This window comes from Pseudomonas sp. FP2254 (genome assembly GCF_030687695.1).
GTDB classification, from domain to species: domain Bacteria; phylum Pseudomonadota; class Gammaproteobacteria; order Pseudomonadales; family Pseudomonadaceae; genus Aquipseudomonas; species Aquipseudomonas quebecensis.
This window is the reverse complement of sequence record NZ_CP117444.1, coordinates 4,865,393-4,886,810: the sequence shown is the minus strand read 5'-3', so window position 1 is coordinate 4,886,810 and position 21,418 is coordinate 4,865,393. Positions and strand designations below refer to the sequence as shown.

Annotated in this window: 21 protein-coding genes; 8 read left to right on the top strand and 13 right to left on the bottom strand. The window is 61.4% G+C overall.

Annotated elements, in window-relative coordinates; translation table 11 throughout:
* Positions 1-38: 38 nt before the first annotated feature.
* The 8 genes from ppa to PSH94_RS22455 form a co-directional block, all read right to left on the bottom strand.
* Positions 39-566 carry an inorganic diphosphatase gene (gene ppa, locus PSH94_RS22490; protein WP_003176323.1) on the bottom strand — a complete coding sequence of 176 codons (528 nt, stop codon included), beginning with the start codon at positions 564-566 and terminating at the stop codon, positions 39-41.
* Between the two features lie 109 nt (positions 567-675).
* Positions 676-1,491, bottom strand: a complete 816-nt coding sequence (locus PSH94_RS22485; protein WP_305435838.1) for a zinc-dependent peptidase — start codon at positions 1,489-1,491, stop codon at positions 676-678.
* 6 nt (positions 1,492-1,497) lie between these two features.
* Positions 1,498-2,154: a DedA family protein gene (locus tag PSH94_RS22480; protein WP_181079863.1), complete on the bottom strand. Its 657-nt coding sequence runs from the start codon at positions 2,152-2,154 to the stop codon at positions 1,498-1,500.
* 410 nt (positions 2,155-2,564) lie between these two features.
* Complete coding sequence (locus PSH94_RS22475) at positions 2,565-3,023, bottom strand: N-acetyltransferase (RefSeq protein WP_181079862.1); 459 nt, start codon at positions 3,021-3,023, stop codon at positions 2,565-2,567.
* 89 nt (positions 3,024-3,112) lie between these two features.
* A complete protein-coding gene (gene eutC / locus PSH94_RS22470) occupies positions 3,113-3,949 on the bottom strand; it encodes an ethanolamine ammonia-lyase subunit EutC (protein WP_285429095.1) in 837 nt (278 codons plus the stop codon).
* Positions 3,946-5,340 carry an ethanolamine ammonia-lyase subunit EutB gene (locus tag PSH94_RS22465; protein ID WP_253509561.1) on the bottom strand — a complete coding sequence of 465 codons (1,395 nt, stop codon included), beginning with the start codon at positions 5,338-5,340 and terminating at the stop codon, positions 3,946-3,948. Before PSH94_RS22465 ends, eutC begins: the two co-directional genes overlap by 4 nt.
* Before the next feature lie 62 nt (positions 5,341-5,402).
* The gene (eat, locus tag PSH94_RS22460) at positions 5,403-6,836 is read right to left on the bottom strand and encodes an ethanolamine permease (RefSeq protein WP_181079859.1); all 1,434 of its coding nucleotides are present in this window, start codon (positions 6,834-6,836) and stop codon (positions 5,403-5,405) included.
* Between the two features lie 184 nt (positions 6,837-7,020).
* Positions 7,021-8,541 carry an aldehyde dehydrogenase family protein gene (locus tag PSH94_RS22455; protein ID WP_305435837.1) on the bottom strand — a complete coding sequence of 507 codons (1,521 nt, stop codon included), beginning with the start codon at positions 8,539-8,541 and terminating at the stop codon, positions 7,021-7,023.
* A gap of 272 nt (positions 8,542-8,813) precedes the next feature.
* Here PSH94_RS22455 and PSH94_RS22450 point away from each other — a divergent pair, with 272 nt between their 5' ends.
* From PSH94_RS22450 to PSH94_RS22430, 5 genes are all read left to right on the top strand, one after another.
* Positions 8,814-10,718, top strand: a complete 1,905-nt coding sequence (locus PSH94_RS22450) for a sigma-54-dependent Fis family transcriptional regulator (protein ID WP_305435836.1) — start codon at positions 8,814-8,816, stop codon at positions 10,716-10,718.
* A 450-nt stretch (positions 10,719-11,168) separates the two neighbouring features.
* On the top strand, positions 11,169-11,966 hold the full coding sequence (locus tag PSH94_RS22445; protein ID WP_305435835.1) for a hypothetical protein: 798 nt from the start codon (positions 11,169-11,171) through the stop codon (positions 11,964-11,966).
* 110 nt (positions 11,967-12,076) lie between these two features.
* Positions 12,077-13,426: a UDP-N-acetylmuramate:L-alanyl-gamma-D-glutamyl-meso-diaminopimelate ligase gene (gene mpl / locus PSH94_RS22440; protein ID WP_305435834.1), complete on the top strand. Its 1,350-nt coding sequence runs from the start codon at positions 12,077-12,079 to the stop codon at positions 13,424-13,426.
* Complete coding sequence (ubiX, locus tag PSH94_RS22435; RefSeq protein WP_181079854.1) at positions 13,423-14,052, top strand: flavin prenyltransferase UbiX; 630 nt, start codon at positions 13,423-13,425, stop codon at positions 14,050-14,052. Before mpl ends, ubiX begins: the two co-directional genes overlap by 4 nt.
* Positions 14,045-14,329, top strand: coding sequence for a YceK/YidQ family lipoprotein (locus PSH94_RS22430; RefSeq protein ID WP_181079853.1), 285 nt, complete (start codon positions 14,045-14,047; stop codon positions 14,327-14,329). The genes ubiX and PSH94_RS22430 overlap by 8 nt, the downstream gene beginning before the upstream one ends.
* A gap of 63 nt (positions 14,330-14,392) precedes the next feature.
* Here PSH94_RS22430 and PSH94_RS22425 read toward each other — a convergent pair whose 3' ends face one another.
* The 3 genes from PSH94_RS22425 to PSH94_RS22415 form a co-directional block, all read right to left on the bottom strand.
* Entirely contained in the window at positions 14,393-15,034 is a 642-nt protein-coding gene (locus PSH94_RS22425) for an oxidoreductase (protein ID WP_181079852.1), read from the bottom strand.
* A gap of 29 nt (positions 15,035-15,063) precedes the next feature.
* A complete protein-coding gene (locus tag PSH94_RS22420; protein ID WP_181079851.1) occupies positions 15,064-16,782 on the bottom strand; it encodes a C13 family peptidase in 1,719 nt (572 codons plus the stop codon).
* 105 nt (positions 16,783-16,887) lie between these two features.
* Positions 16,888-17,343 carry a MaoC family dehydratase gene (locus PSH94_RS22415; RefSeq protein WP_181079850.1) on the bottom strand — a complete coding sequence of 152 codons (456 nt, stop codon included), beginning with the start codon at positions 17,341-17,343 and terminating at the stop codon, positions 16,888-16,890.
* Between the two features lie 203 nt (positions 17,344-17,546).
* Between PSH94_RS22415 and PSH94_RS22410 the strand changes: the two genes are divergently transcribed.
* From PSH94_RS22410 to PSH94_RS22400, 3 genes are read left to right on the top strand one after another with little or no spacing between them, the layout of a single operon-like run.
* Positions 17,547-17,909, top strand: coding sequence for a CidA/LrgA family protein (locus PSH94_RS22410; RefSeq protein WP_181079849.1), 363 nt, complete (start codon positions 17,547-17,549; stop codon positions 17,907-17,909).
* Positions 17,906-18,622, top strand: a complete 717-nt coding sequence (locus tag PSH94_RS22405) for an LrgB family protein (RefSeq protein ID WP_181079848.1) — start codon at positions 17,906-17,908, stop codon at positions 18,620-18,622. The genes PSH94_RS22410 and PSH94_RS22405 overlap by 4 nt, the downstream gene beginning before the upstream one ends.
* A 21-nt stretch (positions 18,623-18,643) precedes the next feature.
* On the top strand, positions 18,644-19,234 hold the full coding sequence (locus tag PSH94_RS22400) for an LON peptidase substrate-binding domain-containing protein (RefSeq protein ID WP_305435833.1): 591 nt from the start codon (positions 18,644-18,646) through the stop codon (positions 19,232-19,234).
* On the opposite strand, the gene PSH94_RS22395 is transcribed toward PSH94_RS22400, so the two are convergent.
* Positions 19,231-20,547, bottom strand: coding sequence for a bifunctional DedA family/phosphatase PAP2 family protein (locus PSH94_RS22395; RefSeq protein WP_181079846.1), 1,317 nt, complete (start codon positions 20,545-20,547; stop codon positions 19,231-19,233). The two genes, PSH94_RS22400 and PSH94_RS22395, sit on opposite strands and share 4 nt — an antisense overlap.
* 30 nt (positions 20,548-20,577) lie before the next feature.
* Positions 20,578-21,261: a DNA-3-methyladenine glycosylase gene (locus tag PSH94_RS22390; protein WP_253509553.1), complete on the bottom strand. Its 684-nt coding sequence runs from the start codon at positions 21,259-21,261 to the stop codon at positions 20,578-20,580.
* Between the last annotated feature and the right edge of the window lie 157 nt (positions 21,262-21,418).

The window sequence follows — 21,418 nt, the reverse complement described above, 5'->3', positions numbered from 1 at the left end:
GGGGCTTTTTCAATTGCCGGGGCAATGAGTAGCGGGTATCAGCCTTTGTAGGCCGCGACCGACTTCATGATCTCGGCGCGGGCGGCGTCTGCGTTGCCCCAACCGTCGATCTTCACCCATTTGCCTTTTTCGAGGTCTTTGTAGTTCTCGAAGAAGTGCTTGATCTGCTCCAGCAGCAATGGCGGCAGGTCGGTGTATTCCTTCACGTCCACGTACAGCTGGGACAGCTTGTCGTGTGGCACTGCGATCACTTTGGCATCGCCGCCGCCGTCGTCGGTCATGTTCAGGATGCCGACTGGGCGCGCGCGGATGACCGAGCCTGGGGTAACCGGGTAAGGGGTCACGACCAGCACGTCGAGGGGGTCGCCATCGTCGGCCAGGGTGTTCGGGATAAAACCGTAGTTGGCCGGGTAGAACATCGGGGTGGCCATGAAACGGTCAACGAACAGGCAGTCGCTGTCTTTGTCGATTTCGTATTTGATCGGCGCGTGGTTGGCCGGAATCTCGATGGCGACGTAGATGTCGTTCGGCAGGTCTTTGCCAGCCGGAATCTTGCTGTAGCTCATTGGGCGTTGCCCCCGTTAGTTGGCCAAGAAACTTGGCCGGATTGGCCTAAAAGTGGCCGCGATTATAGGCACATTCTGACGCCGATGCCATGCGCCAGACGTCGTACGGTTATTCGCCCGATGGCTGATAACGTGGGTCGTGGGCCTGCAGTTGGCTCAGGCGGGCCAATGGATCCTGGCGATAGAAGCAGCTGAGTTGGGCGTACACCTGTGGATAACTGCTGGCGAGCAAATCCGGGGCACTGAAGAAATATTCGCTGGTGACCGCGAAGAATTCCGCCGGGTTTTCGGCGGCGTAAGGGTCGATGGCGGTCTCGGCGTCGGGGTCGGCATCGAGTTGGCGGTTGAGGCCATCAAACGCGCTTTGCATCACGCTGGCCCACTCCTGCACGCGCATATCGCTGTGCAGCGGTGGAAGACCGTTGGCGTCGCCGTTGAGCATGTCGAGCTTATGCGCCAGTTCGTGGATCACCAGGTTGTAGCCTTCCCATTGGCCGCTCGCCAGCACACCGGGCCAGGCGAGGATCACCGGGCCTTGCTGCCAAGCCTCGCCGCTGTGTTCGCCGTCCCACTCGTGCTCGACGCCGCTGGCATCGCGATGGCGTTGCGGGCTGAGGAAGTCGTCGGGGTACAGTACGATTTCGTGAAAGCCCTGATACCAGTCCAGGTCGCCCAGGTTCATCAGTGGCAGTTGCGCCTGGGCGGCGAGCAGCAGGCGTTGTTCCTGATGCAGCTCGACGCCAGGCAGGGCGGTGAGGTGTTTTTCAGCGAGGAACACCACGCAGGCTTCGCGCAGCCACTGGTCCTGCTCGGCGCTGATGCCATCGAGGAAGGTCAGGTGGTGCCGCACCCGCTGCCAGGTGTCATCGGCAATCGGGTGCTTGGCCAGCAGGCGCCGGCGACGCCAGCCGCTGAGAGACCACATCGCCGGTTACTGCTGGTTGGCTTCGGAGGAACTGCGGCCGAAGCGGCTGCGGAACACGCTGATGATCATCGGTACCAGGGACAGCAGGATGATAAACACCACCAGCAGCGACAGGTTCTTCTTGATAAACGGCACGTTGCCGAAGAAATAACCGAGGGTCACCAGGCCACCGACCCACAGCACGGTGCCCAGCACACTGAAGCCGAAAAAGCGTGCGTACGGCATTTTGGCGATGCCGGCGACGAACGGCGCAAATGTGCGCAGGATCGGCAGGAAGCGCGCCAGGGTCACGGTTTTACCGCCGTGTTTGTCGTAGAAGTCGTGGGTTTTCTGCAGGTAATCGCGGCGGAAGATTTTCGAGTTCGGGTTACTGAACAAGCGCTCGCCGACGGTTCGCCCAATCACGTAGTTGGTGCTGTCACCCAGGATCGCCGCCAGCATTAATAAACCGGCCAGCAACACCGGGTCCATGCCGCCGCCTGCCGCGACGGCACCGGCGATAAACAGCAGGGAATCCCCCGGCAGGAAGGGCATGACCACCAGGCCGGTCTCGCAAAAAATCACCAGGAACAGAATGGCGTAGATCCATGGACCGTAATTGGTGACCAGCATGTCGAGGTAAACATCGAGATGCAGGATAAGGTCAAGCGGGTTGAAATCCATGGATGGCACCTGTGTGAACGGCCCGACTCGGCAGGCCTGTGCGGAAGCTCGGGTAAGTAAGGCTACAAGCGTATGCCGTGATTCTTACAACCCTGAAAGGTGCGCATTATACGGATTGATCGGTGAAAAGCGTGTTGCTTTTGTAGCGGGGGATGTCGTGGAGCCCGATGCGCTGATTGCCACAAATCCAGCGTGATTGCCAAAGTGGTGGGTCAGTTATAGATGGGCTGGCTGAGCAACCATTATCGGGGGCAAGCCCCCTCCCATATTGGAGTAGTGTTGAGGCAACTGACTCAGAGCGATCCCGTGCATTCACACGGCACCACCGGCCCCCCACTGCCTAGCCACTATGCCAATAAGGCCAATGTGGGAGAGGGCTTGCCCTCGATAGCGGTGTGCCTGTCCGGGCGTCAGTCTTCGCTGATCGGCAGTGTGTAGTTCTTGAATTCGGTGTCCTCGCGAAAGCCGATCGACTCGTAGGTTTTCTGCGCCACCTGGTTATCACTGCTGGTGGAAACCCGCAGCCGCACCGCATGGGTTTCCTTGGCCATCTTTTTCGCCGTGCGCATCAGGTTATCCGCCACCAATTGGCGCCGCGCATCTTCGGCTACATAGATGTCATTGAGGATCCACACGCGCTTGAGCGACAGCGAAGAAAAACTGGGGTACAGCTGGCAGAAGCCAAGTAACTTTTTGTCGTCGTCATCGGCCAAAGCCAGATAGACCACCGATTCCTTGCGGCGCAGGCGCTTTTCCAGAAAAGCCCGGGTTGAATCCGGAAAGGGCAGCGCCCCATAGAACTCGCGGTATTTGACGAACAATGGGGTCAACAGGTCCAGGTGTTCCAGGGTCGCTTGAATAATCCGCATGCCAGGCCTCGACTTCCTAGGGGGGTATGACCACACAAGCGGCCGTGACCCGATGCTGCCTAATGCCGCAAAAAAGCGCAATCGCGCGGCTATCGGTCATCTGGTGAGCTGAGCAGGAAATTTCCTTTCATCAGGTCCGGGTCGTCCGACTCGATGGTCTGAACCTGCGCCTCGTCCTTCAAGTTGACCCCCGATAACTGCCGACGGCACGCCTCCCGCATCAAGTAAAGCAGGCGATGCGCCGCCATGCCGTAACTCAACCCTTCCAGGCGTACATTGGAGATGCAGTTGCGGTAGGCATCGGTGAGGCCGACCTTGGGGTTGTAGGTGAAATACAGCCCCAGGCTGTCCGGCGAGCTGAGCCCCGGTCGCTCACCGATCAGGATCACCACCATTTTGGCGCCGAGCAATTGCCCGATTTCGTCAGCCACGGCCACACGGCCCTGTTCCACCAGAATCACCGGCGATAACGACCAGCCCTCGGCGTGGGTCTGTTCCTCCAGGCGGGTCAGAAACGGCACCGTATGTTTATGCACCGCCAGCGCCGATAAACCATCGGCCACCACCACGGCCAGGTCCACGCCGCCAGGGTTGGCCTGGGCATGCTCGCGCAGGGTCTGGGCCGAGTCGTCACTCAAGCGTCGGCCCAGGTCCGGGCGTTGCAGGTAACTGTGGCGATCGGTGGCGGCGCTGTGCAGCAACAGGCTGTCCCGCCCGCGCTCGGCGAGTTGCCGGCTCAGGCCGGCATGGTCGAACGGCAGGTGCACCGCGTCGCGCGCCTGGGCGTGGGCAAACTGGAAATCCAGTTGCGCGCTGGTGGGAAGGCTGGTGCCGGTGCGGCCCAGGGCAATGCGCGCCGGGGTGAGGCTGCGCAGTTGCAGCCAGGGGTTGTCGGGCAGGTCTGGTTGCACGGTAGGCTCCTTCATCCCAATTGCGCCAAGGCGTGGCGAAACGCTGGTGGCAGGCTGTTGCCGAAGCGCACCTTGCCGTCGGCCTGCGTGAAGATGCCCATTTTCGCCAGCCACTGTTCAAATTCCGGTGCCGGTTTTAAACCCAGTGTCTGCCGGGCGTATAGCGCGTCGTGGAAGGAGGTGGTCTGGTAGTTGAGCATGATGTCGTCGGAACCGGGGATGCCCATGATGAAGTTGATCCCGGCCACGCCCAGCAGGGTCAACAGGGTATCCATATCATCCTGATCGGCCTCGGCGTGGTTGGTGTAACAGATGTCGCAGCCCATCGGTACGCCCAGCAGCTTGCCGCAGAAGTGGTCCTCCAGGCCGGCGCGGATGATCTGTTTACCGTTGTACAGGTACTCGGGGCCGATAAAGCCCACCACCGTGTTGACCAGAAACGGCTTGAAATGCCGCGCTACTGCGTAGGCGCGGGTCTCGCACGTCTGTTGGTCGACACCAAAGTGCGCGTTGGCCGACAAGGCGCTGCCCTGGCCGGTTTCGAAATACATCAGGTTTTGCCCCAGGGTGCCGCGCTTGAGGCTCAAGCCCGCCTCGTACCCTTCCTGCAGCACACTCAAGCTGATGCCGAAACTGGCGTTGGCTGCTTCGGTGCCGGCAATCGATTGAAACACCAGGTCCAGCGGTACACCGCGGTTGATCGCTTCAATGGAGGTGGTGACGTGGGTCAGCACGCAGGCCTGGGTCGGGATCTCATAGCGCTGGATGATCGCGTCGAGCATTTCCAGCATCGCGCAGATCGAGGCGATGCTGTCGGTGGCCGGGTTAATACCGATCATGGCGTCGCCGTTGCCATACAGCAGGCCGTCGAGGATGCTCGCGGCGATGCCGGCCGGTTCGTCCGTGGGATGGTTGGGTTGCAGGCGCGTCGACAGGCGCCCGCGCAGGCCCATGGTGCCGCGAAATTGGGTAACCACGCGGATCTTCTGCGCCACCAGCACCAGGTCCTGCACGCGCATGATCTTGGAGACGGCCGCTGCCATTTCCGGTGTCAGCCCCGGCGCCAGGGCGCGTAGGGATTGTTCATCGGCCGCATCGCTGAGCAGCCAGTCGCGCAGTCCGCCGACGGTCAGGTGGCTGACCGGGGTAAACGCCTGTTTATCGTGGGTATCGATGATCAGTCGGGTGACTTCATCGCTTTCGTATGGGATCAACGCCTCTTCGAGAAAGTGCTTCAACGGGATATTCGCCAGCGCCATTTGCGCCGCCACCCGCTCGCCATCGTTCTGCGCCGCCACGCCGGCGAGGAAATCTCCGGAGCGCGCGGGGCTGGCCTTGGCCATCACGTCTTTAAGGCTGTCGAAGCGGTAGGTTTGTGTACCCACCGCGTGGGAAAAGCTTGCCATACAGTGTCTCCTTGGCGACGCGGGCCAGATGAAGGAACAGCGCCCGCGTCGAGGTTTACGGCTCAGTGCAAGGCGGCCTCTGCGGCCTGGATCGCCGCGAATTCCTCTTCGGGCGTGCCTGCTACCAAGTGATGCCGGCTGTAGAAAGCAAAGTAAGCAATTAATACTCCATAGATGATCGCCGCGCCAATCACCACCCGTGGGTCCACCAGAAAGCCCGCCACCACGGCCACGCAGGCCAGTACCAGAGCGACCCCGGAGGTGAAGATGCCACCGGGCGTGCGGTAAGGGCGTTCCATTTTGGGGCGACGGATGCGCAGGGTGATATGCGCGGCCATCATCAGCACGTAGGAAATCGTCGCGCCGAACACGGCCACCAGGATCAGCAGGTCGCCCTGGCCGGTCAGCGACAGGCCGAAGCCGATAACGCCGGGGATCACCAGTGCCAATACCGGAGCCTTGCTTTTGTTGGTCTCCGACAACTTGCGCGGCAGGTAGCCGGCGCGGGACAAGGCAAAGATCTGCCGCGAATAGGCATAGATAATCGAGAAAAAGCTGGCGATTAAACCGGCCAGGCCCACCAGGTTGACGAAGCCGCCCATCCAGGTCGAGCCGCCGTAGGACAACGCCAGCGCTTCAACCAGTGGGTTGCCGGATTTGATCAGCGCATAGGTCCCCGCACCGCCCGGTGCGATCACCAGAATCAACAGGGCAAAACTGGTGAGCACCACAATGGCGCCAATCAGGCCGCGAGGCAGGTCACGCTTGGGGTTCTTGGTTTCTTCGGCGGCCAGTGGCACACCTTCAACCGCGAGGAAAAACCAGATCGCATAGGGGATCGCCGCCCACACGCCAACGTAGCCGAAGGGCAGGAAGGTGCTGGCGCCCTTGGCCTCGGTCACCGGGATGTCCAGCAAATTGGCGACATTGAAGTGCGGCACCATCGACACCAGGAACACGCCCAGTGCAATCGCGGCGATGGCGGTGATCACAAACATCAGCTTCAAGGCTTCACCGACGCCAAAGATGTGGATGCCGATAAAGATGATGTAGAACGCCAGATAAATCATCCAGCCGCCAATGCCAAACAGCGACTCACAGTAGGCGCCGATAAACACCGCAATGGCGGCGGGGGCGATGGCATATTCGATCAGGATGGCCGTGCCGGTGAGAAACCCGCCCCAGGGCCCGAAGGCGCTGCGGGCAAAGCCGTAGCCACCGCCGGCGGTGGGAATCATCGAGGACAGCTCGGCCAGGGAAAAGCACATGCACAAGTACATGGTGGCCATCAGCAATGTGGCGAGGAACATGCCGCCCCAGCCACCCTGGGCCAGGCCGAAATTCCAGCCGGCGTAGTCGCCGGAGATCACGTAGGCAACACCGAGGCCGACCAGCAGCACCCAGCCGGCGGCGCCTTTTTTCAGTTCGCGTTGTTGAAAATATTGGGAGTCGACTTTTTCGAAGTCGACGGAGGATCCAGTCGGTTCGCTAGGCATGGGAAAGTACCTTTCATTCTTATTGTTTTATGCAGCAAGGGCGATCGTCCCCACGCTCTGCGTGGGAATGCATCCCATGACGCTGCGCGTCACCTTGCGCAGGGCTTGAACCTTGCGCAGACATCGGGACGCGGAGCGTCCCAGGTGGCGTTCCCACGCAGAGCGTGGGAACGATCGAGGCGGGTTAGAAGAAGCCCAATGGATTAATGTCGTAGCTCACCAGCAGGTTCTTGGTCTGCTGGTAGTGATCCAACATCATCTTGTGGGTCTCACGGCCCACGCCGGACTTCTTGTAACCGCCGAACGCGGCATGCGCCGGGTACAGGTGGTAGCAGTTGGTCCACACACGACCCGCCTTGATCGCGCGGCCCATGCGGTAGGCGCGGTTGATGTCGCGGGTCCAGACGCCGGCGCCCAAACCGAACTCGGTGTCGTTGGCAATCGCCAGGGCTTCGGCTTCGTCCTTGAAGGTAGTGATGCTCACCACCGGGCCGAAGATTTCTTCCTGGAATACGCGCATGTCGTTGGTGCCCTTGAGCAGGGTCGGCTGGATGTAATAGCCGCCGGCCATGTCGCCACTGAGCTGCTCCACCTTGCCGCCGGTGAGCAGTTGCGCGCCTTCGCCCTTGGCGATTTCCAGGTAGGACAGGATCTTGTCGAACTGCTGCTCGGACGCCTGGGCGCCAACCATGGTGTCGGTGTCCAGCGGGTCGCCGCGCTTGATCTGCTCGATCTTCTTCATCACCACTTTCATGAAGTCGTCGTAGATCGACTCTTGCACCAGCGCGCGGGATGGGCAGGTGCACACTTCGCCCTGGTTGAAGAACGCCAGCACCAGGCCTTCCGCCGCTTTTTCGATGAATGACGGCTCGGCTTGCATGATGTCGGCGAAGAAGATATTCGGCGACTTGCCGCCCAGCTCAACGGTGGACGGAATGATGTTGGTGGCCGCCGCGTGCATGATGTGCGAACCCACCGGGGTAGAGCCGGTGAAAGCGATCTTGGCGATGCGCTTGCTGGTGGCCAGGGCTTCGCCGGCTTCTTTGCCGAACCCCTGCACCACGTTCAGTACGCCCGGTGGCAGCAGATCGCCGATCACTTCCATCAGCACGTTGATGCCCAGCGGCGTCTGCTCGGCCGGCTTGAGCACGATGCAGTTGCCGGCGGCCAGGGCCGGGGCGAGTTTCCACGCGGCCATCAGCAGCGGGAAGTTCCACGGGATGATCTGGCCGACCACGCCCAGCGGTTCGTGGAAATGGTAGGAAGCGGTGTGTTCGTTGATCTCGGCGCTGGTGCCTTCATGGGCGCGCAGGCAGCCGGCGAAGTAGCGGAAGTGGTCGGCAGCGAGCGGGATGTCGGCGTTGAGGGTTTCACGCACGGCCTTGCCGTTGTCCCAGGTTTCGGTGATGGCCAGCAGTTCGAGGTTCTGTTCAATGCGGTCGGCGATTTTCAGCAGCACCAGGGAGCGGTCCTGGGCTGAGGTTTTGCCCCAGGCGTCGGCGGCGGCATGGGCGGCGTCCAGCGCTTTGTCGATGTCTTTGGCGGTGGAGCGGGGGAATTCGGCGATAGGCTTGCCGTTGACCGGCGAGGTGTTGGTGAAATAGTTGCCATCGACCGGGGCAACGAATTCGCCACCAATGTAGTTGCCGTACTTGGCCTTGAACGAAACGATCGCGCCTTCAGTACCGGGGTGTGCGTAACGCATGGTGGGTATCTCCTGGCTTTTATGTTTATTGGAGTGCAGCGCTCAAGCGCGTAATAAAGCGTAGAGCAAAGGTTGGGCCAGCGCTGTGCACACCAGGTAAATCAAGGCGGCGGGCTTTGTTGCAGGGCGTTGCTGTGACACGCCTGGTACAGCCTGTGTGACAGTTTGTGCCACTAACGGTACAGCCCATGACCGATCAGTCGGCTCGGCATTGCATTGGCTGGGTGGCTGGGGGATGCTGGTCCCTCTCACGCCGGGAGAATAATAAGAACATGCACAACGATCATTTCAGTCGCCATGCCCAGCAGGTATTGACCGTCGCGCGCGGGCAGGACCTTTCCCACGGACCTGCCAGCGACCCCTCCATCGCTCGCTCCTGGCTGCGTTGCCTGCATGACTATCACCTCGACCCCGCATTGACCATGGCGCCCACCGTGCTTGAGCACGGTCGCCTGCTGGAAAGCCGCGAGCGCCTGCAGCACGTGCTGCACATTGCCGGCAGCGAAATGAACAGCCTGCACCAGCAACTCTCGGGCGCTGGCCATGCGGTGCTGCTCACCGACGCGCGCGGGGTGATCCTCAACTGTGTCACGGCGCCATCGGAGCGCAAGATTTTCGAGCGTGCCGGGTTGTGGCTCGGCGCGGACTGGAGCGAGGTCTGTGAAGGCACCAACGGCATCGGCACCTGCCTGGTGGAGCGCCAGCCGCTGACCATACATCGTGACGAACACTTTCGCGGCCGGCACACCGGGCTGACCTGTTCGGCGAGCCCGGTGTTCGACCCCAATGGTGACCTGCTCGCCGTGCTGGATGTGTCATCGGCTCGTGAAGCGGTGTCGCGCCAGAGCCAGTTCCACACCATGGCGTTGGTCAACCTGTCGGCAAAAATGATCGAGAGCTGCTATTTCCTGCGGCATTTCGAGCAGCACTGGCTGCTGCGTTTTCACCTGCAGGCCGAGTCCGTTGGGCTGTTCAGCGAAGGCTTGCTCGCGTTCGATGGCGACGGGCGCGTCTGTGCGGTCAACCAAAGTGCGTTGAACCTGTTGGGGCAGGTACGCGATGGTTTGCTCGGGCGCCCGGTGGACGCCTTGTTCGACTGTTCCCTGGATCAATTGCTCGGTCGCGCCATCGCCACCGCCTCCAACAGTTGGCCACTGCGCACGCGCGATGGTCGACAGTTGTTTGCGGCGTTACGGGGCCAGTCGCGTACTGTGCCGACCGTACTTGCGCCTGCGCCCAGGCCCGCGCCCCGGTCGGCGCCCGGCATCTGCCTGGGCGACCCGACGCTGCAGGAGGCTTTTCGAAAAGCGCTGCGGGTGTTCGAGCGCGACGTGCCACTGTTGATCAACGGCGAAACCGGTTCCGGCAAAGAAGCGTTCGCCAAGGCCGTGCACCACGCCAGCCAACGCGCCGATAAAGCCTTCATCGCCCTCAACTGCGCCGCGATCCCGGAAAGCCTGATCGAAAGCGAACTGTTCGGCTATCGCGGCGGCAGCTTTACCGGCGCGCGCAAGGAAGGCATGCCTGGCAAATTGCAACAGGCCGACGGCGGTACGCTGTTTCTGGACGAAATCGGCGACATGCCGTTGGCGCTGCAGACCCGGCTGTTGAGGGTGCTGGAAGACCGCCTGGTCGTGCCCATCGGCGGCGAGCCCCGCGCGGTGGATGTGCGCATCATCAGCGCCACCCACCGTCATTTGCTCGAACGCGTACAGGACGGCAGCTTTCGCGAAGATTTGTATTACCGCCTCAACGGTCTGGAGGTGGGCCTGCCGCCGCTGCGCGAGCGCGCTGACAAGGCCCAGTTGCTGGACGTGCTGCTGGCCGAGGAGGCCGGGCGCCAAACGATCAGCCTGGAGCCTGCTGCGCGCCAGGCCTTGCTGGCGTTCGCCTGGCCTGGCAACGTTCGGCAGTTACGCACGGTACTGCGCACAGTGGTGGCGCTGTGCGACAACGGGCGCGTAGGGCTGGCGGACCTGCCTGCACCGGTGCGCCAAGCGCCTGTGCACAAGGTGGCCGAGTTGCCGCTGGCGGATGCCGAGCGCCAAACCCTGCTGGCGGCATTGGAACGCCAGCGTTGGCACATGACCCAAACCGCAGAACAGCTTGGCGTCAGCCGCAATACTCTGTACCGAAAGTTGCGCAAACATGGGATTGCCCGTTTAACGGCGTTATAAATTTAATGTTCAATGATATAAGCACTGAGGTTGTAGGTTTTATGTTTCAACGTAGTCGGAAGTAAAAGGCTTTTTATTGTCAGGTCTGAATTGTCGTAGTCGTTGAGTTGGATACCACTCGCGGAACTGTTCCCGTGGGGTTGTTCACTCAATAAGTGCAACTAAAGCGATCCTTACAATAAAACTACGTGGGTGAACATGATGAAGATTGCAGCGCCATTTATTCCTTTACTTCCAATGCTGTCCCCCTCGGAACCAGCGCCTCCGGACCCGGCCGCAGGAGCCGATCATGAGCCTGCCGATCCGTCGCACGAGCGCAGTAAACGAGGGGCCAGAAGCTTTTTCGGGTTTGGACGAAGGCACTCCGCGCCGCCATCGCTCCCGCCGGTCGTCCACGCGCCTTCCGTGCCTAAATCTCCCCTCAAACACTCCGTGTCGTTGAAGCCAGTAATGCCTGCGCCGGTGGAGAAGTTCAAAGGCGCCGGGCAGGCGGTCCTTCATGCCGAGAGAATCAAGGCGAACGATGAGCTACTCATGGCCAATTTGCGCAAGCAAGCGCCGATCAGTGTGGCGGAGGCTGCCAAGCGGCTGATCGATGCGGAAAGTCTGGTCAAGGCCGGGGTGATCTCTACCGGACCGAATGCCAGCCGGGTAGCGCGCGATGCATTTATCAGTGCGGGCATCACCGGGCTGGTCAGCGCTCCGATCAACGTTGGCGCCTATGCCGGTTCGGCGGCGGCGGGGGAGTCGATCAAGTCATCGTATACGCCCGGGGTGCTGCCGCCGCCCTTTTTGCCAGGCGCCGCCAACTCGCCCAAGCCGGCTACCGTGGCAGTTGCGCCGACCCAATCGTCCACCGTGTCGACATCGCCGGATCCTCTCAGCCAACGCTTGGATGAAGTTGAAATGAAGTTGCTGGGGATGGCCTCGACCGTCATGTTTGCCTTGGGCGATACCAGCAGTGTATTTACCAAAGATGAAAACTGGCCATCCGAGCGTGGTGCGCGTTTGAATAACATGGAGAAGTTGCTCGGTGTTGCCGAGCAGCACTTTAAAAAAGCTGCTCGGCAGAATGCCTTGGTGTTCAAACCTTACAAACCCGGAGAGGCCATTCCCACGGAACCCAAGGAGCGCTTGGACCTTATGGAAAGAAAACTGGAACGCATGGTCGACACCTTTGAGAAGTTACGCTATTTGGCGGCCATGAAAGACAGTGAAAATAAAGCCGGTACTTCAACCGTCGCGTGAAAGATACCCAAGGCCAGGCGCAGGTCTGCTTCGCCTGGCCTTGGGCCGCATAAAGAGTGCGATTTCCCCCTCCCTGCGCTAACCTGCCTCGATGTTTTACGAGGTCGACTATGCACATTCATATTCTCGGTATTTGCGGCACGTTCATGGGCTCGATGGCGGTTCTGGCCAAAGAGTTGGGCCATCATGTCACGGGTTCCGATGCCAATGTTTACCCACCCATGAGTACGCAACTGCAAGCCCAGGGCATTGCGTTGACCCAAGGCTACGACCCGGAGCAGTTCGACCCGGCGCCGGATCTGGTGGTGATTGGCAATGCCATGTCCCGTGGCAACCCGGCGGTCGAGTACGTTCTCAACAAAGGCTTGCCGTACGTGTCCGGCCCGCAGTGGCTGGCCGACCATGTGCTGCAGGGGCGCTGGGTGTTGGCGGTCGCCGGCACCCATGGCAAGACCACCACCAGCAGCATGCTGGCCTGGGTCCTGGAGCACGCAGGCATGAGCCCGGGCTTTCTGATCGGCGGCGTGCCGCAGAACTTTTCGGTGTCAGCGCGCCTGGGTGATACGCCGTTCTTTGTGATCGAGGCGGATGAATACGACAGCGCCTTCTTCGACAAGCGCTCCAAGTTCGTCCATTACCGCCCGCGCACGGCGATTCTGAACAACCTGGAATTCGATCACGCCGACATTTTCCCCGACCTGGCGGCCATCGAGCGGCAGTTCCACCATTTGGTCCGTACTATCCCAAGCGAGGGCCTGGTGATCCACCCGACCACCGAACCGGCTCTGCAGCGAGTGATCGATATGGGCTGCTGGACCCCGGTACAAACCACCGGTGTCGGCGGGCAGTGGCAGGTCAAGTTGCTCAGTGACGACGGCTCTCGCTTCGAAGTGCTGTTCGAGGGCGAGCCCCAGGGCATTGTCGATTGGGGCATGACCGGCCAGCATAACGTCGCCAACGCGCTGGTCACTCTGGCGGCGGCACGGCATGTGGGCGTAGTGCCGGCGATGGGCATTGCGGCGTTGAGCGCGTTCAAGAGCGTCAAGCGGCGCATGGAAAAAGTCGCCGACGTGAACGGGATTACGATCTATGACGATTTTGCCCACCACCCAACCGCTATCGCCACCACGCTTGACGGGCTGCGCAAACAGGTCGGTACGGCGCCGATCATTGCGATTGTCGAGCCACGTTCCAACTCCATGAAACTCGGCGCGCACCGCGACGGTTTGCCGGAGAGCGTCAACGATGCCGATCAGGCCGTGTGGTACGCCCCGGCCAACCTCGGCTGGGACCTGCCGGCCATTGCCGCACAGTGCACGGTGCCTTCGCAGGTGTGCGATTCCATCGAAGGCATCATCGCGTTCGTCAAACAAAAGGCGACGCCGGGCACCCATGTGGTGGTGATGAGCAACGGCGGCTTCGGCGGCCTGCACGGCAAACTGGCCGAGGCGCTCAAATGAGCGGCCCGGAACGCGTCACGCTGGCGATGACCGGCGCGTCGGGCGCGCCCTATGGCTTGCGCCTGCTCGATTGCCTGGTGCGCGAGGATCGCGAGGTGCACTTTTTGATCTCCAAGGCCGCGCAATTGGTATTGGCCACCGAGACCGATGTGGCACTGCCCGCCAAGGTGCAATTAATGCAAGCCTTCCTGACCGAGTACACCGGGGCGGCGGCGGGGCAGATCAAGGTCTACGGCAAGGAAGACTGGATGTCGCCGGTGGCCTCCGGCTCCGGTGCGCCGGCGGCGATGGTGGTGGTGCCGTGTTCCACCGGCACCTTGTCGGCAATTGCTACCGGGGCCTGCAACAACCTGATCGAACGTGCGGCGGACGTGACCTTGAAAGAGCGCCGCCAACTGATCCTGGTGCCGCGAGAAGCACCCTATTCGAGCATTCACCTGGAGCACATGCTCAAGTTGTCGAACATGGGCGTGACGATCCTGCCGGCGTCGCCGGGGTTTTACCACCAGCCGCAAACCATCGACGACTTGGTGGACTTCGTGGTGGCGCGCATTCTCAATCTGTTGAATATCCCCCAGGACATGCTGCCCCGTTGGGGCGAGCATCATTTGAGCAGCGATGAATAGGGCGCTGCTGGTGCTGATGGCGTTGCACCTGGCCGGCTGCGCCACCGCTCGCACGCTGGACGCCGCGCAACCGGGCGCGCCGGTGGTGTACGCCGGCACGCGGTTGGATTTATACGCAATGAATGGCGGCTGCTGCGCCAAAGACCGGTTTGGCGCCGAAGCACCGAGCTATCCCGGCGTCGACCTGCCGGCCAGTGCATTGCTCGACACCTTGCTGTTGCCACTGTCAGTGCTGACGGTGCTGGGGGTTGGGTTCAACGCCACGGGCGGGCTTTAGCCTGGGGTTATAGGTCGGTGGACACGCCGCCATCGGGGGGCAAGCCCCCTCCCACATTTGGGCTCATTTACCGAGCTTGCGCAGCTCGTCCGACTCCACCACCCGCACTCCGTCCTGTTCTTCCAGCGCCAGGCGCCACATGGCGCGGGCCAGTTCGCACACTTCGATGCCGTGGTATTTACCCGGAATCAGGCGCGACAACGGGCCGGCCAGTTGTTCGGCCAGGCGTGGTTTGAGACGTTCGCCCAGCAGCAACGACGGGCGCACGATGGTCAGTTGCGGCCAGTCCTGAGCTTTGAGCGCCTGCTCCATTTCGCCTTTGACACGGTTGTAGAAGATCGAAGACTTCGGATCGGCGCCGATCGCGCTGATCACGATCAGGTGCCGCGCGCCCATTTCCCGCGCACGTTTGGCGAAGGCCACCACCATATCCAGGTCCACCGCGCGGAACGCTTCTTCGGAGCCTGCTTGTTTGATGGTGGTGCCCAGGCAGCAGAAAGCAATGTCCACCTGCCCGCTGAGCTGCGGCAGGAATACCGCCGGGTCGCCCACTGGGTTTTCGAGGCGCGGGTGTTCGGCCAATGGTTTGCGGCTGGGCGCGAGTACGCGAGTGACGGTGGGTTCGTTGAGCAGGCGATCGAGCAGGTGTTCGCCGGTAAGGCCACTGGCTCCGGCAAGCAAAATATGCTGAGGCGTCAAGTACATGGTGTTTTCCCCTTGTTACACGGTTCAGCTTAGTTGCCTTTGGCTTCCTTGCTATTCATTGAGACGCTTTCCAGCGCCTTTCGTGCCTGCTGCTTGCGTAAGAGTTGCCAGTGAGCGATCACGCCTTTGGGGGCCCATATCTGTGGTTCGGACGCTTCGAAATTGTCCGCCTGTTCGCGTTCGCTCACGTGCACCTGGGCCAGCTTGAAGGCTTGCTGCAAATCGTCGGTCTGGTTGAAGGCCTGGGCGAAGAGCGCATCGCCGAAGTAGGTGAAGTCGGCTTCTTCAGAACAGCCAAAGGACACCCGATCAGCCCGAGAGGCGGTCATGATCAGGGTGCGCTCGTCTTTGAGGGCCGGAATGAAGCCGCCGGAGTAGCAGGCGGAAATCACGATGACCTTGTCGCGGTTTTTCAAAGGGGCCATGACGATTGCCAGTTCATCGGCGGGCAGGTCGGCCAATTCCATGCGCGGCTGGTCCAGCACCAATTCGTGTTCATGGGTGCCGTGGCTGGTCAGGTAGATAAACACCAGGTCTTCCGGCCCGGTGCGCTCGGCCAGGGTCTGCACGGCGCGGCGCAGGCTCTCGCGCGTGGCCAGGGGGCGGTCGGTGATGTGATCGCGGTGGTTGACCAGGCGAATCTGCCCGCGCGCGCCAAAGCGGCTTGCCAGCAGATTGCTGACGTAATCGGCCTCGCGCAGGAATACGCTTTGTTTACCGTCGCCAGCCAGCACCAGGCTATACAGCTCCACGGCCGGCGTGGAGGTCGGCACGGCGGCGAGGGCGGCATCGAGTAACCGGCCCTGGGCCAGTACGCCTGTTTCCAATGGGTCGGGCAACAGCCGGCCGTCGGCGTCCCTTACGCGCATGCCGTTGACCCAGGTGCCTGCCTGTACGCTGCCGTCGGCGAGCACGAGGGTGCCTTGCCCCTGATAGTTGTCGCTGTCGAAGCCGCCCACATAGAAGCTGCCGTCGGTAAGGTTCAGACGGCCTTCGCCACTGAAGCGCCAGTCGGCGAACTGGCCGACGTAATGGCTGCCGTCCACCCCGATCAATTCGCCCTTACCGGTCAGCGATCCTTCCTTGAACTGACCGATCCACACATCGCCGTCGGCGTTTTCGTAGCGGCCCTTGCCATTGAGCTGGTTCTGTTTGAACTGGCCGACATAGATGTCGCCATCGGCGCTGTTGAAGATGCCGTTGCCCTCCAGCTGGCCGTCGACGAAGTGGCCGCTGAACTGGTTGCCACTGTCGTCGTTGCGCTGGCCTTCGCCATTGGGCTTGCCATGGGCGAACTGGCCCTGGTACTGGCTGCCGTCGGCCAGCTCAAGGCGCCCGAGGCCGGAATACTGGTCATCCTTGAATTCGCCGCGGTAGGTCATCTGCCCCTCTTTGAGGGTGCCTTCGCCATGCCGTCGACCGTTCTTGAAACCGCCCACGTACTGGCTGCCGGCGGTGGTCAGGCTGCCCTGGCCTTCGAACAGACCCTGCCGGAACTCGCCTTTATAGACTTCGCCATTGCTGCCGTGCCATTCGCCCTGGCCATGCCACTGGCCCTTGTCGAACGTGCCGGCGTACCAGCTGCCATTGGGGTAATCCACACGGCCCTGGCCTTGCAGCAAGCCATTGACCACGTCGCCCCGGTAGCGGCCACCATCGGGCAGGCGTGCGTCCGGCGGCAACAGCGATTCGCCGTCTCCGCAAGCGGTGAGCAACAGGGCAAGGGCAAGTGGGGCGAGTGGGCGCATAGCGGGATCCGGATAATTGAGCGCCGAGTATGCCGCAGCTGCGCGTTTCATACATAAATTTACATACCCTGCGACGAGTGTGGGGGCCTCGCCGCAGGGAAAGTCCTACACGAAGTAGAGCGACAGCGACTCGGCGATGTAAGCGGGTTTTTCCTGGCCTTCAATTTCCAGGGTGGCGGTGGCCTTGAGCAGCCATTGACCAGGTTTTTTTTCAATGACGTCGGTGAGCTTGACGCTCAGTCGCACCTTCGAATCGACTTTCACCGGCTGGATGAAGCGCACACTGTCCAGGCCGTAGTTGACCGCCATTTTCAGGCCTTCGGGCGCGATGAGGATGTCTTCCATCAATTTAGGCATCAGCGACAGCGACAGGAAGCCGTGGGCGATGGTGCTGCCGAACGGAGTCTGCGCGGCCTTGACCGGGTCGATATGGATGAATTGATAATCGCCGGTGGCTTCTGCGAACAGGTTGATACGGTCCTGGTCGATGGTGAGCCATTCGGAACATCCCAGTTCCTTGCCGACATAATCTTTGAGCTGCGCTACGGGTACATAGGGCATTGCGTTTCTCCTGGGTTCATCGATTTTTCTCCCGGCACAGGCATGCGTTCATCCAGTGGCGGCGGGGCTTTTATGGGTGACAGAGAACCAATGTAGATCATCATGGGCAATCGGCTCGGTCAACCCACCATGCTGATGGCGAATGCCTGGGCATAGAGCCGGCGTGCTTATAATGCGAACGTGTTTTGAAGGGGAGAGGACGGATGCTGTTACGTGGCCTGACGTGGCTGGTGCTGTTTCAACTGATCGGCACGGCGCTCAATCATTTGCTGCTGCCGGTTCTGCCGGGGCCCATCATTGGCCTGCTGTTGATGCTCGGCTTTCTGGTGTGGCGCGGCGAAGTGGGTGAGCCCCTGAGCCTGGCCGCCGGCAGCCTGTTGCGCTACCTGCCGTTGCTGCTGGTACCGCCGGCGGTCGGAGTGATGGTGTACGCCAGGGATATCGCCGCTGACTTCTGGGCGATCGTCGGCGCCCTGGTGTTGTCGCTGGTGATTGCAATGGCCGTGATCGGCGTGATGATGCAGCGCCTGGTCAGGCGCCATGCCCATGAGGAGGAGGGCCAATGATCTTCGACTGGCACGGCGCGTGGACAGCAGTGATCCACCATCCCTTGTTCGGCATCGGCATCACCCTGGGTGCCTATCAGTTGGTGCTGGCGGGCTTCGAGAAAACCCGCTGGATCTTCCTGCAGCCGGTGCTGGTGTCCATGCTGCTGGTGATCGGCGTGCTGCTCAGCTGTGGCCTGGACTACGCCGAGTACCGCAAAAGCACCGAGATCATGGGCATCCTGCTGGGCCCGGCGACGGTGGCCCTGGCAGTGCCGCTGTACCTGAACCTGCGGCGGATTCGCCAATTGTTCTGGCCGATTTTTACTACGCTGGTGATAGGCGGGGTGCTGGCCACCGGCTTGTGTGTCCTGCTGGGCTGGTGGTTCGGCGCCGAACACATGGTGCTGATGACCATGGCGCCCAAGTCGGTGACGTCACCGATCGCCATGCTGGTGGCCGAGCAGATCGGCGGCGTGGCGGCGCTGGCGGCGGTGTTTGTGCTGATCACCGGCGTGGTTGGCGCCATGGTCGGCCCGGCATTATTGTCGCGCCTGGGCGTGCACAGTGCCGAGGCGCGCGGCATGGCCCTGGGCATGACTGCCCATGCGGTCGGTACCTCGGTGGCCTTGCAGGAAAGCGAAGAGTGCGGCGCCTTCGCGGCGCTGGCCATGAGTTTGATGGGCGTGGCCACGGCGGTGTTCCTGCCGCTGGCCGTGTCGGTCATTGTTTAAACCGGGTTTAAGGAACGCTTTATGAGTCTGGCGCTGTTTCCACTCAATACCGTGCTGTTTCCTGGCTGCACGCTCGATCTGCAGATCTTCGAGGCGCGCTACCTCGACATGATCGGGCGCTGTATGAAAAAGGACGAAAGCTTCGGCGTGGTGTGCATCCTTGGAAAAACCGAGGCCGGCCATGTTACCGACGCTCACGCGGTGGTCGGTTGTGAAGCGTTGATCCGCGACTTCAAACAGCAGGATAACGGCCTGCTGGGCATTCGCGTTGAAGGTGGGCGACGTTTTCGCGTGTATGACGTCACTGTGCAGAAAGACCAGTTGCTGGTGGGTGAGGTGCACTGGCTGGATGAGCAACCGGACAAAGCTCTGGAAGAAGAGGATGAAGACCTGCTGGCCTTGCTGCAGGCCCTGGCCGAACACCCGATGGTCGCTTCATTGGACATGGACACCAACGCTGAGGGCCAACAAGCGTTGGCCAATCAGTTGGCGTATTTGCTGCCGTTCACGGATGACGACAAGGTCAGGCTCCTGACCATGGACAGCCCGCAGGAGCGTCTGGATATGATCCAGGCGCTGCTCGACGAACTGCAGGGCGAGCTGTTCACTTAATAGGCGTAGCGCAGCAGGGCATGCGAAGTACCGATCAGCGCGATAAAACCCATCACCGCCGCCAGTGCCGGCAGCAGCAGCCACCAGGTTTTCTGCGGCATGGCGGGCAGCGGGCGGCGATATTCACTGAGCCCCAGGCAGAACGCGCACACCGTCATTGCCAGTAATGTGCCGGCAAGGATGTCCGTGGGCCAATGGGCACCGAGGTAAACCCGCGACAACGCGATAAACGCTGCGGGAATACAGCCCAGCAGCATCCAGGTCAGGCGCAGCCGCGTGGGCTGGCCGCGACCGGCCAGTACCGCCAACGCCAGGAAGAACGCGAATGCGCCGGACGCGTGGCCGCTGGGCATACTGAAACTGGTCAGCGGGTCTGTGAGGATTTCCGGACGGCCTCGGGCGAAAAACAGTTTGCTCCCGGTATTGATAAGGGCCGACCCCGCCAGCGTGGCACCGACAAACAGTGCATGGCGCCATTGCCGCGCCAGTAACAACAGGCCGGTAAACACGGCACTGGCGAAAAACATCTTCTTGAACTCACCCAATTGGGTGATCCGCACCATCACCTCATCCAGCCAAGGGCTGCGGTGCTCCTGCACCAGGGCGCTGAGGCCGTGGTCAAAATTATCCAGCGAGCGATAGCCGATAAACAGTGCGATCAACAACGTCAGGCTGGCGCCGCCTATCCATAAAGTGGCGCGACGATGGCCGCGCAGGCTGCTGTTCAGGCTCAGCCCGATCACTACGGCAAGACACCCCGCGACCACCGCCGCCTCGGGCCAGAACCCTTCGGGCAACGGCAAGCGGAACGCGGCACCCGTCGCCCAGCCGGGCAGCAGGTAAGCCACCGACCAACCCGCCGCCGCCAGAATACTGACCCCGGCGAAGCGCGGGAACGGCATGTCGCACATGCCTGCCACCATCGGCAGCATGGGCCGCAGCGGGCCGATGAAGCGTCCGACCAGCAAGCTGGCGATGCCGTACTTGTGAAAGTAGGTTTCTGCGCCGTTCATCCACTCGGGATGTTGGCGCAAGCCGGGCAGGCGCCGAATGTTCTGGTGAAAGTGTCGGCCCAGGTAGTAGGAAACCCCGTCGCCAAGCAAGCCGCCGAGGAAGCCCAGCAGCAATGTCTCGCTCAAGGACAACGCGCCGCTGCCAGCCAGCGCGGCAATGGCGAACAGCAGCACCGTCCCGGGCACGATCAACCCGGCAATCGCCAGGCATTCCACGCACGCGACGATAAACACCGCCACGGCCAGCCACTGCGGGTTGACGGTCAGCCAGCCGGTAATGCTATCGAGCCATTGGCCCATACAATCCACTCCATCGGTGTTCGTGGGAATTCACAGCAAAAAATAGTCGCGGCCTTCGACCTGGCCTCGGCGCAGCGGGTTCCGCGTGCAATAAGGCGCATAGCCAGCATCGACGAAGCGGTACATCAGGTGTTCATCGCGGCCGCTGGGGATGCCCAGGCGGGTGGTCTGGATGATCTGCGTCGGGGTCTGGCCGACGTCTTCGACATAGAGGCGCTCCTGGTCAAACCGTTTGGCATCCCACATCGGCACCTTCAACCCCAGCGCCTTGCATAACAGTGTCTGGCCGGCGCACAGCGTGTGCGAAGGACGCGGCAAGCCCTTGGCGTCCGGATTATTGAGCAGCATCTGCGCCAGGCTGTCCGGGCCGGACACCTCATCGACCCACGGGTAGGCCGATTTGATCAGCACCGCGTTGCCGGGGCCCTGGGCGCTGAAGTTCAGGGAGTCGCCACCGCGTGCGTAATACATATAGATATGCCCGCCATCCAGAAACAAAGCCTTACGCTTTTCTGTGTAGCCGAGTGAAGAATGGCTGCCTTTTTCAGCGGCGTAATACGCCTCGGTTTCGATTATTCGCGCCGAAAGCCAGATGTCGCCGACGCGATGGCGGATGACTTTCCCGAGCAATTCACGCGCGAGCAATTGCGCATCGCGGTCGAAGAAGCTGTCGGGCAGGGCGCTGGCGGGGAGTTCGGGGGCAAAGCGGGACATGGCACCAAGGGTTATTGCGGCTAAATGTGACGGAATAATAACAACTCCCGCCTTAATTACCGCTGAAGGCGATGTTTTTACAGTTCATTTCGACCATCCGCCCCTCACCGCTGTCAGTCGGGCGGCGTCACGGCTATAATCTGCCGCTTTCCTCTTT